The 12,602-nt window shown below is 43.8% G+C and carries 12 protein-coding genes; 7 read left to right on the forward strand and 5 right to left on the reverse strand.

The features are described 5' to 3' along the window. Window positions 1–84: 84 nt before the first annotated feature. From hpt to A9Z07_RS12855, 4 genes are all read right to left on the reverse strand, one after another. On the reverse strand, window positions 85–612 hold the full coding sequence (gene hpt / locus A9Z07_RS12840) for a hypoxanthine phosphoribosyltransferase (RefSeq protein WP_004776485.1): 528 nt from the start codon (window positions 610–612) through the stop codon (window positions 85–87). A gap of 225 nt (window positions 613–837) precedes the next feature. After that, entirely contained in the window at window positions 838–2,154 is a 1,317-nt protein-coding gene (gene guaD / locus A9Z07_RS12845) for a guanine deaminase (RefSeq protein ID WP_069579164.1), read from the reverse strand. A gap of 281 nt (window positions 2,155–2,435) precedes the next feature. Continuing rightward, on the reverse strand, window positions 2,436–3,392 hold the full coding sequence (locus A9Z07_RS12850; RefSeq protein WP_004776481.1) for a TerC family protein: 957 nt from the start codon (window positions 3,390–3,392) through the stop codon (window positions 2,436–2,438). 297 nt (window positions 3,393–3,689) lie between these two features. After that, a complete protein-coding gene (locus A9Z07_RS12855) occupies window positions 3,690–4,604 on the reverse strand; it encodes a LysR family transcriptional regulator (protein ID WP_069579166.1) in 915 nt (304 codons plus the stop codon). A gap of 105 nt (window positions 4,605–4,709) precedes the next feature. Here A9Z07_RS12855 and A9Z07_RS12860 point away from each other — a divergent pair, with 105 nt between their 5' ends. From A9Z07_RS12860 to A9Z07_RS12875, 4 genes are read left to right on the forward strand one after another with little or no spacing between them, the layout of a single operon-like run. Next, window positions 4,710–5,942, forward strand: coding sequence for an acyl-CoA dehydrogenase family protein (locus A9Z07_RS12860; protein WP_069579168.1), 1,233 nt, complete (start codon window positions 4,710–4,712; stop codon window positions 5,940–5,942). Window positions 5,943–5,954: 12 nt separating this feature from the next. Beyond that, window positions 5,955–7,076, forward strand: a complete 1,122-nt coding sequence (locus A9Z07_RS12865) for a phosphotransferase family protein (protein WP_069579170.1) — start codon at window positions 5,955–5,957, stop codon at window positions 7,074–7,076. Next, window positions 7,073–7,771 (forward strand): histidine phosphatase family protein, encoded by a 699-nt coding sequence (locus A9Z07_RS12870; RefSeq protein ID WP_069579172.1) that lies wholly within the window; start codon window positions 7,073–7,075, stop codon window positions 7,769–7,771. Before A9Z07_RS12865 ends, A9Z07_RS12870 begins: the two co-directional genes overlap by 4 nt. 19 nt (window positions 7,772–7,790) lie before the next feature. Next, entirely contained in the window at window positions 7,791–8,534 is a 744-nt protein-coding gene (locus tag A9Z07_RS12875) for an SDR family oxidoreductase (RefSeq protein WP_004776470.1), read from the forward strand. Between the two features lie 245 nt (window positions 8,535–8,779). On the opposite strand, the gene mpl is transcribed toward A9Z07_RS12875, so the two are convergent. Then, window positions 8,780–10,141 (reverse strand): UDP-N-acetylmuramate:L-alanyl-gamma-D-glutamyl-meso-diaminopimelate ligase, encoded by a 1,362-nt coding sequence (gene mpl / locus A9Z07_RS12880; RefSeq protein ID WP_005260367.1) that lies wholly within the window; start codon window positions 10,139–10,141, stop codon window positions 8,780–8,782. A gap of 222 nt (window positions 10,142–10,363) precedes the next feature. On the opposite strand from mpl, the gene A9Z07_RS12885 reads away from it, so the two are divergent. From A9Z07_RS12885 to A9Z07_RS12895, 3 genes are all read left to right on the forward strand, one after another. Continuing rightward, window positions 10,364–10,717: a DMT family protein gene (locus A9Z07_RS12885; RefSeq protein ID WP_005186310.1), complete on the forward strand. Its 354-nt coding sequence runs from the start codon at window positions 10,364–10,366 to the stop codon at window positions 10,715–10,717. Between the two features lie 135 nt (window positions 10,718–10,852). After that, window positions 10,853–11,365, forward strand: a complete 513-nt coding sequence (purE, locus tag A9Z07_RS12890; protein ID WP_069579174.1) for a 5-(carboxyamino)imidazole ribonucleotide mutase — start codon at window positions 10,853–10,855, stop codon at window positions 11,363–11,365. A gap of 11 nt (window positions 11,366–11,376) precedes the next feature. After that, entirely contained in the window at window positions 11,377–12,498 is a 1,122-nt protein-coding gene (locus tag A9Z07_RS12895; RefSeq protein ID WP_069579176.1) for a 5-(carboxyamino)imidazole ribonucleotide synthase, read from the forward strand. Window positions 12,499–12,602 lie beyond the last annotated feature (104 nt).

Consider the following 12,602-nt stretch of genomic DNA (forward strand, 5'->3'; position numbering starts at 1 on the left):
AGCAAATGAATACTTTATCCGAGCGCAAGATAAACATGGATCTATGCTATTCACCTATTTTGAGGTGTGAACAGCAAGATTTGATTAGATACCGATTTCACCAATGAATGGTAAGTGACGATATTTTTGATCAAAGTCGAGGCCATAGCCCACAATAAAGCGGTCTTCGACTTCAAAGCCCAGAAATTTTACATCTAAAGGAATTTCACGGCGTGAAGGCTTGCTCACTAAAGTACATAATTCAATTGAGTTTGGATTACGGGTTTTAAGCATTTCAACCACTTTGCTTAGCGTATTACCTGAGTCGATAATATCTTCGACCACAAGTACATCTTTACCGTGAATTTCGCCATCAAGGTCTTTTAAAATTTTGACATCACGAGAGGAAACGGTTCCACCACCATAACTAGACACGGTCATAAAATCGAGTTCATGTGGTTTGTCGATTGCACGGCATAAATCTGCCATAAAAATGACTGAACCACGTAATAAGCCGATCAGTACCAGTTCTTTATCACTTTGAGCATAGTGTGCATTGATTTTGTCGCCAAGTTCTTTAACTTTGGCTTGAATCTCTTCACTTGAAATCATAATGCGCATTGCAATGGTCATCGGTAGATTCCTAAAAACTTAAAAACGGGAAAATAAAAAAGGTGTTGACCTGCAACACCTCGAAATCTTGAGCTAATCTGGCAATTTTAAAACAAAATCACTTTTCATGCACCTTTTGATGACGAAGAAAGTGTTTCATTTTGAGCAGATGAGCTGTCACGTTTAAGTAGAACAGCACATCCAATCGCGATACATAGCCACCCAAGTCTTTGTTTGTTTAAAAATTTAGTTTTGGCTATAGGCTTTTTGTCCATAGATATATGTCGCCTCAATATTTCGGTCATCGCCCATGGTGAATAAAGCAAATAAGCTATCTTCAACCGATTTTGAACGTGACTGACGCAGTTGTTGTAATGCTGTGGGCTGGGTGTTCAAGACCACGAAATCTGCTTCTTTACCGATGTTAAAGTTACCGAGTTTCTCATCCAGATCCAGCGCTTTCGCACCGCCGAGTGTCGCGTGATACAGTGATTCAAAAGCAGAAAGTTTATCGCCTTGTAACTGTTGAACCTTGTACGCTTCATTCACGGTTTGCAACAGGCTAAATGAAGTCCCTGCCCCAACGTCAGTGCCTAAACCGACTTTTACTTGCTGTTCCCACGTCTTTTTCAACGGGAATAATCCACTGCCCAAGAACAGGTTTGAAGTCGGACAGAAGGCAATGGCAGAGTTGGTTTCATGCATACATTTCCATTCTGCATCTTCCAGATGTACGCAATGCGCAAATACAGAACGTTGACCGGTTAAGCCATAATGATGATAAACATCTAGATAACCGTCCTGCCCAGGGTATAGGTCTTTTACCCATGCGATTTCATCTTTGTTTTCACTTAAATGTGTATGCACATAAACATCAGGATATTGCGCTTTGAGCTGTCCTGCTTTTTCCAGTTGTTCTGGTGTAGACGTTGGCGCAAAACGTGGCGTAATCGCGTATAAAGTACGTCCCTGTCCATGCCACTTCTCAATCAAGGCTTTAGAATCATCATAGGCGCTCTCTGCGGTATCACACAGCGCTTCTGGTGCATGACGATCCATCATCACCTTACCTGCGATTAAACGCATCTGGTGCTGTGCTGCGGCTTCAAATAAAGCATCTACAGATTCAGGATGTACTGTACAGAATACTAATGCGGTGGTGGTACCGTTTTTAAGCAATTCATTGACAAAAAACTTGGCGATGTCTTGGGCATAAGCTTTGTCTTTAAACTGAATTTCAGTCGGGAATGTATAGGTATTGAGCCAGCTTAATAATTGTTCGCCGTAGGCACCGACCATTTCCGTTTGTGGGAAATGGATATGTGTATCGATCATGCCTGGGATGATCAATTGTTCTGGATAATGCTGAATTTCAACGTTTGCAGGAAGATGGGCTTGAGCGTCGTTCCACGTGCCAAACCAGCGAATTTTACCTTGTTCAGTGATCATTACGCCGTCTTCAATATAACGGACTTGATCGGCAATTTCAGCGGCTTGAGAAACGGTCTTTTGAATATCTAAGAAGCGACCACGAATCACCGTGGTTGGAGTAGCCAAAGTCATAACAACCTACAATTTTACTTTTTTCGGTTGATTGTACCTGATTTTGCCAAATTTACTGGATTATTCGGCTAATTAACGTGCTTAAAAGGTATATAAATGTGAATTATAAATCACACTTCCTCATTTTAGAGGGTAAGTCCATGGCATAGGTGAAGTGTAAAAAAATAAGAGATTGGAACCGTGATTAAACAGGACAATGAATGACTCCCCTTGCCTACACGATTGATTTATTTTCCTAATAAAAAAAGCCTGCAATACAGGCCCTTTTTATGTTCAAGCTATTATTGAGCTTGACGCTTATTGTGACGTAACGATAGATAAGCGGTGATGCTTAATACCAGAACAATAAAGCCTAACGAGATCCAGATTGGCATGTGGAACACATCGAGCAATAACATTTTTGCACCAATGAACAATAAGATGATGCCCAAGCCATACGGTAAATAATGCATTTTCGATGCAGCACCTGCCAATAAGAAGAACATCGCACGTAAACCCAAAATCGCCATCAAGTTTGCAGTTAAAACAATGAACGGGTCACTGGTCACGGCGAAAATTGCAGGAATGGAATCCACCGCGAAGATCACGTCAGACGCTTCGACCAAAATCAAAACTAAAAATAAAGGTGTTGCCCATAACACGCCATTCTGGCGAACGAAGAAATTGTTGCCTTCAAGCTGTGGCGTGATACGCATATGTTTGCGTAACCATTTCAGTAACTTGATATCTTCAATATTGGTATCTTCTTCATCCTGACCTTTCAGGAATTTAAAGCCGGTGTAGACCAGAAAGGCACCAAAGATATACAGCACCCAAGAGAACTCTTGCACAAACCACGCACCAATAAAGATAAAAATGGTTCTAAGCACGATTGCGCCGAGTACGCCGTAAAGCAGGATTTTACGTTGATAAGCAGGTGGAATCGCAAAAGCTGCGAAAATCATCAGCCAGACAAAGACGTTATCAATTGCCAGCGATTTTTCCAGTAGATAACCTGCGAAGTATTCCATGGTTTTCTGGTTTGCAATGGTTGCACCTACGGTTTGCTGTAGATAAAACCATAATCCGCCACCAAAAATCACTGCAACACTGACCCAGGCAATACTCCAGTAAGCTGCCTGTCTGATCGGCACGTCCTGATTTTGTTTTTGTTTAAAACCTAAAAAGTCGACCAGTAGCATCACGGTAACGAGACCGAAGAATGCGACATAGAGCCATAAATTACCGATAGTTTCCATCACAACTCCCTATCTGGCAAATGGACATAAAAAAACCTCGACCAGTTGCCAGATGAATTAATACATCTGTTTCAACATGATCAAGGTCTTGCCTACACCACGATGGATTGTGATGCTCAGAGTCCGACTTTTTGCAAAGTGTAATGACGAAGCCCTGACACCTAAGGCATTCAGCGCTTAGGTCTGGAGGAGGCTACTCCCCTTGTCAACATATTCTGTATGGATATTCATATCCAAATATGCGTATAGAATTACATACTTTTAAATAATGTGCAAATATTCATCAGCAATGATGATCTAAAAAATTTTCAGGATTTCCGTCCGTAAAAATTGATGGCGTGGGTTATGTTTCACATTTTCATGCCAATACATGCCCATATTGATTTGAGGCAGCTCGATTGGCAAAGGATGGATATGTAAGGCTTTGGAATAATGCAAATGTTTGAGGATGCTTTGCGGAATGGTCAGAATGGCGTTGGGGTAATGATTTAGTATCTGTAACGCCGTCGCATAGTGCTGGCAACGTAGGAAAATCTGGCGAGATAATTGCTGCCGATTAAGATAAATATCCTCGAGCAGAATCCCGGTACGCCGTGAAGATACCCCAATATGCGGTGAAGACAAATACAGTGATAAATCCATATTCGCCTGCTGGGTACACACCACAAAATGGTCTTCAATCAGATTTTCAAACTGTAAGCTGGCCTGATACGGTTGAACCAGATCAATGACAAAATCAATTTGTTGAGCAGAAAGATCAGCCAGCATGTTTTTACGATCTAGTTTGGAACTTAGGAACTGGATGTCTAGATTCAGTTGCGCAAAATGATGCACCAACTGCGGAAAAATAATCGGCTCAATTTCATCATGAATGGCAATTTTCAAGCTCTGCAACATCTCAGGCACAAAGTCCTGTTGCGGCACGGCAATACTCTGGATGGTCAATAACGCGGTTTGAATCGGCTGGTAAATTTGCTCCGCATACGGTGTAGGCAGCATTTTTTGACCGCTGCGCACGAATAACTCATCACCAAGCTGGCTACGCAAGCGTTGCAAGGCATGACTCACGGCAGATTGACTGATACAGAGCAATTGTGCCGCTTTAGAAATGCTCTTCTGTTCAAAAATCGCAATAAAAAGCGGATATAAATTAATATCAATACGATGAAAATGTCCCACTTCCAGCGGGTTGCTATTATGAATCTGATTCATAGTTTTGAATAAAATAAAATCATTTCATTCATAATAAATTTTCGCTTATGGTGATGTAAAGCCGCGAATCAGCTTTCGCCAAATTTTATATTGAGGGAGAAAAGGATGTTTGCATTATCAGCGCGTGCGCAGGATTTTATTGCACGAACGCAAGCGTTTATCCAACAAGAAATTGAACCCGTTGAAAAAGCATTCTGGGATGAGGTACATCGCCTCAATGTCGATGGTGACTGGACCAAATGGCAATGGCCTGAACAATTACAACAATTGAAAGATAAGGCAAAAGCAGCGGGCTTATGGAACATGTTCTTACCTGATGCCGAGTTAGGCGCGGGTTTATCAGTTCAGGAATATGCACACATTGCTGAACTGACTGGACGTAGCCTGCTTGCTCCAACGATATTTAACTGTAATGCACCCGATAGCGGCAATATGGAAGTGTTGTGGCGCTATGGTAGCGATGCGCAAAAACAGCAATGGCTACAACCGCTACTCAAGGGTGAGATTCGCTCAGTTTTCTGTATGACCGAGCCTGCGGTAGCATCCAGTGATGCGACCAATATGCAGGCGACTGCGGTGGTAGAGGGCGATGAAATTGTCTTGAATGGACGTAAATGGTGGTCATCTGGTTTAGGTGATCCAAATGCCAAAATCATTATTTTCATGGCTTATACGCCTGATCCAAGCAAAGACCGTCATCATCAGCATTCTATGGTGCTGGTGCCAGTAAACACTACAGGTGTAACCATTGAACGTATGCTGCCTGTGTTTGGCGATTACGATGCACCACATGGGCATGGACAGGTCAGTTTTGACAATGTTCGCGTGCCTGTCAGCAACTTTATTGGCGGTGCAGGACAAGGCTTTGAAATTGCTCAAGGCCGTTTAGGGCCTGGGCGTATTCATCATTGTATGCGCTGTGTTGGCGCGGCAGAGAAAGCGCTGGAACTGATGATTGACCGTGGCATGTCGCGCAAGGCATTTGGCAAAGAACTACTCAAGCTGGGTGGGAATCTGGAACGCGTTGCCGATGCGCGTGTGCAGATCGATCAGGCGCGTTTATTGACCTTATACGCTGCCTATAAGATGGATACACAAGGCAATATGGCGGCATTAACTGAAATTTCCGCCATTAAAGTGGTTGCGCCCACCGTCTTGCAAAATGTGGTGGATATGGCGATTCAGATCCACGGCGGCGAAGGTGTTTCCCGTGATACGCCGTTGACGGCTTTCTTTACTCAGGCGCGAAGTTTACGTTTGGCCGATGGACCTGATGAGGTTCATAAAGGCATGATTGCTAAATTAGAACTCAAAAAACGTGGCTATGGTCGTGGATAAGGATAAAAGCAAATGGCAGTAATTGATATTGGTGGTCAGGTTCGTCACGGTGAGGAACTGGACATTGCAGCGGTTGAAACATGGTTAAAAAATCAGGGTGTGAATTTGCAAGGACAGGCAAAAGTCACCCAATATTCAGGTGGCGCATCCAACTGGACTTACCGTTTAGCGTATGACAATGCTGACCTGATCCTACGCCGTCCACCGAAAGGCACCAAGGCCAAATCAGCGCACGATATGGCACGAGAATATAATGTGCAGAAGTATCTCGCACCCTTCTACCCTGTACTGCCTGAAATGATCGCGCTGTGTCAGGATGATAGCGTGATTGGCTGTGATTTTTATGTGATGAAGCGGATTGAGGGCATTATTCCACGTGCGAATCTACCCAAGGAATTACAGCTGGATGAGCAGCAAGTACAGCAACTTTGCCTGAATGTTCTGGATAAATTGATTGAACTACATCAAGTGCCTTATCAAGGTACAGAACTAGAAAAACTAGGCAAAGGTGAAGGCTATTGCCGCCGTCAGGTCGAAGGTTGGGATGCACGTTATAGCAAGGCTTTGACACCGAATGTACCTGATTTCGCGTTTGTGCGTGAATGGTTGCAACAACATATTCCTGCGGATTCAAAAACCTGTGTGATTCATAATGACTGGCGTTTTGATAATGTCATTTTAGATCCACAACAACCCACTCAAGTGATTGGGGTACTGGACTGGGAAATGGCAACGCTCGGTGATCCATTAATGGATCTGGGCAGCGCCCTCGCCTACTGGATTCAGGAAGATGACGATGCATTGATGAAATCCAGCCGCCGTCAACCGACCAATTTGAAAGGCATGCTGACACGTCAGCAAGTGGTGGATTATTATCTGGAAAAAACAGGTTTAAAGCCTGATAACTGGGCATTTTATGAAGTGTTTGGTTTATTCCGTTTAGCTGTGATCGCACAGCAAATCTATTACCGTTATTACCATCAGCAAACCGATAATCCAGCCTTTAAAGACTTCTGGATCCTGATTCATGCCCTGCATATTCGTGCCCTAAAATTGATTGCACAAGGAGATACACAAGCCCAGCAATTAATTCCTGAATATGGCGCAAAACTGAAGGAAATTTTAAAAGGATGAGCACAATTTATCTGGTGCGACATGGGCAGGCCTCCTTTGGAGCAGCTAGCTATGACCTGCTCTCTGCAAAAGGCGAGCAACAGGCACAAGCGGCGGGTGAGTTTCTCAATAAAACTTTGAAATCTTCACCCTTGGTGGTGGCGGGCTCAATGCAGCGTCATCAACAAACGGCGCAACTCGCTTTAGCGCAAGGTTTTACAGATGTATCGATTCAAACTGAATCCAGCTGGAATGAGTTTGATCATCAACATGTGTTTTCTCAATATGAACCACGCTTTAATCAGCCTGACTTACTCAAGCAGGATGTCGCACAGGTTTCGAACCCACGTGCCTATCTGGCGAAAATCTTTGATGGGGCGATTGAGCGCTGGATTGGAGAGCAATATGACCATGAATATCATGAAACATGGTTAGGTTTCCAAAGCCGTGTAGAAAGCGCATTGCACGACTTGTGTCAGCAGCTTGATGCGACACAACAGCGTCAGGCGGTTGTATTCAGCTCAGGTGGTGTCATTTCGGTGGCGGTCGGCAAGGTATTGGGTTTAGATGCGAAACAGATCTTTGCGCTGAACTGGTCGATTGCCAATGCCAGTATTAGCACGCTGCGTTGGGTAGATGGGCGTTTGCAATTACTGAGTTTTAATGAACATCATTATTTAAAAACACATGATGCAGAACTTCTCACATGGATTTAAACAAGAATAGGTGGCGGAAATGGCAAGAACAATTTTAATTACAGGTGCAAGTTCGGGTTTAGGCGCAGGTATGGCGCGTGAATTTGCAGCCAAAGGCTACAATCTGGCGCTTTGTGCACGACGTTTAGAGCGTCTGGAAGCGTTACAACAGGAGTTGCAAAGCCAGTTTTCAGTTCAGGTCAAAATCAAGACCCTTGATGTGACCCATTACGATGATGTGTTTACGGTGTTTAAAGCCTTTCAGCAAGAGTTTGGCAGCATTGACCGAATTATTGTCAATGCAGGTGTGGGTGATGGTCGCCGTATTGGCAAAGGGCATTTTGAGGTGAATCGGGCTACGGCGGAGACCAATTTTATTTCGGCATTGGCGCAATGCGAAGCGGCAGTTGAAATTTTTAGAGCACAAAACAAAGGGCATTTGGTGGTGATTTCCTCCATGAGTGCGATGCGTGGTTTACCGAAGCATTTGTCGACTTATGCGGCCAGTAAAGCGGCGGTGGCGCATCTAGCTGAAGGCATCCGTGCGGAATTGCTGGGTACACCAATTAAAGTCTCGACGATTTTCCCTGGTTATATTCGTACTGAACTGAATGAAGGTGCCAAGAAATTGCCATTTGAAGTGGATGAGAAAACAGGAAGCAAGGCCTTGGTGAAGGCAATTGAGAAAGAGCCTGTGAAGGCATATGTGCCGCAGTGGCCGTGGTTGCCAATGGGCATAGCAATGAAGATTTTGCCGTTAAAATTGGTGAATAAACTGAGTTAATTGCCATTAAAATGAATCGGAGATATCTCTATTTCGCAAGTTTTCACAGCCTTATATAGGCTGAATAGTCGAGTTGTTTGGGTATAGGCGTTTCCTTACTTTTCAAAGATGAAAAGTAACAAAAATCTTTTGTTGGACTGATGGTATATCCCTATACCACAGTCCAACGGGCGGCATCCATGCCGCTTGTCACGATAGTAAATGCCGTGACAAGATTAGATGATCAGAGTGTGCTATGAATTAGATTACGACAAAGCCGTAATTAACTTTTGGTGTAAACCACCAAAACCGCCATTCGACATGATCACCACAGCATCCCCCTCACCTGCTTCATTCACCACACGGGCAATGATGTCATCTAAAGAGCGGCTGACTTCTGCCTTGTTTGATGACGCTGCAATGATAGGTTGTAAATCCCAATCCAGACCTTCAGGTTGATACCAGATCACTTCATCCGCTAAACGGGCTGAATGTGCCAGACCATCTTTATGGCTGCCCATACGCATGGTATTTGAACGCGGTTCAATGATCGCCCAAAGTTTACGTTCACCTAAACGTTTACGCGCACCGTCCAGTGTGGTTTCAATGGCAGTTGGGTGATGGGCAAAGTCATCATAGACTTCGATACCACGAACCGTACCTAATAGCTCCATACGGCGTTTTACCCCACCGAAGTTAGATAGTGCTTCACACGCCTGTTCAAGGCTAACACCCACGTGTTGTGCAGCAGCAATGGTCGCTAAGGCATTGGCAACGCTGTGCTGCCCTGTCATGTTCCATTTCACTTCACCGACCACATTGCCCTGTTCAAGCACTTTAAAGTGGCTACCATCAGCACTGATCAATTCGGCAGATAACGCAGCTTGCGCATTTGGCTCTAGACTGGTACGAATCACTGGCGTCCAGCAGCCCTGCTCCAACACTTCATCAATATTGGTTTCAGTAATTGGCGCAATAATACGACCTTCGCTTGGAATGGTACGGACTAAATGGTGGAACTGTTTTTGAATCGCAGCAAGATCATCGAAAATATCAGCGTGGTCAAATTCAAGGTTATTTAAAATTGCGGTTTTAGGATGATAATGAACGAACTTAGAACGCTTATCGAAGAATGCAGAATCATATTCATCTGCTTCGACACAGAAATATTGACCGCCACCTAAACGTGCACTTTCGCTAAAACCAAGTGGTACGCCACCGATCAAGAAACCTGGATTTAAACCCGCCTGATCCAGCACCCAAGCCAGCATAGTCGTGGTAGTGGTTTTACCATGTGTACCTGCGACACCGAGTACGTGTTTGCCTTGGAGGACATGGTCTGCCAGAAATTGTGGGCCAGAAATATAAGGGAGACCTTCATTCAGCATGTATTCAATCGCATCAATGCCACGTTTCATGGCATTGCCGACGATCACAAGATCAGGATGCGGCTGTAAATGGCTACGGTCGTAGCCCTGCATAAGCTCAATACCCGCATTTTCGAGTTGAGTTGACATAGGTGGATAAACATTGGCATCTGAACCTGTGACTTTATGTCCTAAATCTCGTGCTAATAGAGCCAAAGACCCCATAAATGTGCCACAAATACCCAAAATATGCAGATGCATAACGCGCCTTCTCCACTGCTTTTCATACAGCACTGATATCGTATGTATGATTGTCGTTATCAATAAAAATCAAACGCAACGATATCAAGGCTTGCATGGAAAAGATAGTCAAAATTCGTTGTTGTTGTTTAGTTCTAATTGCACAGATGAATGCTAAAATTTCAGGGTTTTTGCAAGCATATCTTCTCTGCTATTCACCCTTGATCTGGATACAAGCACATTATGTTGAGCCCTACTCTTTTAGCGTTATGTTTGTTGATTATTTCCAACTGTTTTATGACATTGGCATGGTATGGGCATCTGAAAATCCTGCATGATGCGCCGATCTGGCAGGCGATCCTGTTTAGCTGGTGTATTGCCCTGCTGGAATACAGTTTTATGATTCCTGCCACCAAGTTGCTCAACCAGCATGGCTGGAGTCTGGGTGAAATGAAAATTACTCAGGAAGTTGTGACATTAATGGTGTTTGTGCCCTTTATGATTTTTGTGTTTAAACAACCTTTTAAGCTGGACTATATCTGGGCAATGCTCTGTTTAATGGGCTGTGTCTATTTTGTATTTCGAAATCAAAGCTAATTTTTCGTGAATTAGTTCACGCGTTCTTTTGTTGGGGATGCTTGAAAAAACCGCTATAATATTTGCCAATTTATTCCTTCGTGCTTGGCGTAAGTCGAGATACTTCTCTATTTTTATCATGTTTTGGAAAAGCCAATGAATGTGGTCGCAACAGATAGCCAACCTTTAGTCGGAATTATCATGGGTTCTCAATCAGATTGGGCAACCCTTGAACATACCGCTAACATGCTCAAACAATTGGGTGTTCCTTTTGAAGCTGAAGTGGTTTCTGCGCATCGTACCCCAGATCGTCTGTTTGAATATGCTGAAACAGCACGTGATCGTGGTATTCAGGTGATTATTGCGGGTGCTGGTGGTGCTGCACATTTACCGGGGATGTGTGCGGCTAAAACTGATTTACCAGTATTGGGTGTACCGGTTAAATCATCGATTTTAAATGGTGTGGATTCATTGCTTTCAATCGTGCAAATGCCAGCAGGTATTGCGGTAGGTACTTTGGCGATTGGTCAGGCTGGTGCAACCAATGCCGCGATTATGGCAGCACAGATTTTAGGTTTAACCCGTCCAGACATCGCTAAAAATGTGGCGGACTTCCGTACTGCACAAACAGAAAAAGTATCGAGCAATAACATTCCTGGTCAAGTGTAACGGAGCTGATCATGAATAAAACAATTGGCATTTTTGGTGGTGGACAGCTTGGCCGCATGATGGCGCAAGCGGCATTGCCACTTAATATTCAATGCACCTTCTTTGAAGCGGAAACGGATTGCCCTGCTGCGATTCTGGGCCCTGTTTTCTCGAGTCAGGCTGCACAGGGTTTACAGGATTTTATTGCCAGCGCAGATGTATTTAGTCTTGAATTCGAAAATACGCCTGTTGCGGATGTGGATGTTTTAACTCAAAGCAAAACCTTGCACCCTCCTCGCCTTGCGTTAGCGACTGCACAAAATCGCTTGGCTGAGAAAAGTTTATTTGATGAGTTAAACATTCCTGTTGCGCCGTATCGTGCTGTGGATAGTTTAGAGAGCTTAAAACAGGCGGTTGCTGACCTTGGTTTACCGATTGTCTTAAAAACCGTGACAGGTGGCTATGATGGTAAAGGTCAGTTCGTATTACGTACTGAAGATCAAATTGACACGGCTTGGGCTGAACTTGGCCCTGCAAAAAGCCTGATCGCTGAAAGCTTTGTTAAATTTAGCCGTGAAGTCTCGATTATCGCGGTACGTGGACAAAACGGAGATGTGAAAACTTGGGCGCTGGCAGAAAATCATCATCATAACGGCATCTTGTCACATTCAATTGTGCCTGCACCGAATAGCGTTGATTTACAGCCTGTCGCACAAGACTATATTACCCGTTTGTTGAACCACTTAAATTATGTGGGTGTGCTCACGCTTGAACTGTTTGTGACTGAACAAGGCCTCTATGCCAATGAAATGGCATGTCGTGTGCATAATTCAGGTCACTGGTCGATTGAAGGTGCGATTTGTTCGCAATTTGAAAACCATATTCGTGCTGTTGCTGGTTTACCTTTGGGCTCAACTGACGTTATTCGTCCAACGGTGATGATCAATATTATTGGTCAACATCCAAAATCTGAAGATGTTTTGGCGCTGAACGGTGCACATCTACATCTCTATAATAAGTCTGAGCGTACAGGTCGTAAGCTGGGACATATTACCTTGATGCCGAATAATTCGGATGATTTAACCGGTTTATGCCGTCAATTGGCTCAAATTTTACCTGTACCACTGGCATTAACCGCAGATATGAAGCTCTAAACTTATCCACAATAGCTAAAAAAAGCGATCTTCGGATCGCTTTTTTCATTCTATGCCATTTTTAAATTTAAAAAATAAACATGAGGGTGCTGTGGATAAATTAT

The sequence above is a fragment of the Acinetobacter sp. YK3 genome (assembly GCF_001729365.1).
Lineage (GTDB): Bacteria > Pseudomonadota > Gammaproteobacteria > Pseudomonadales > Moraxellaceae > Acinetobacter > Acinetobacter vivianii.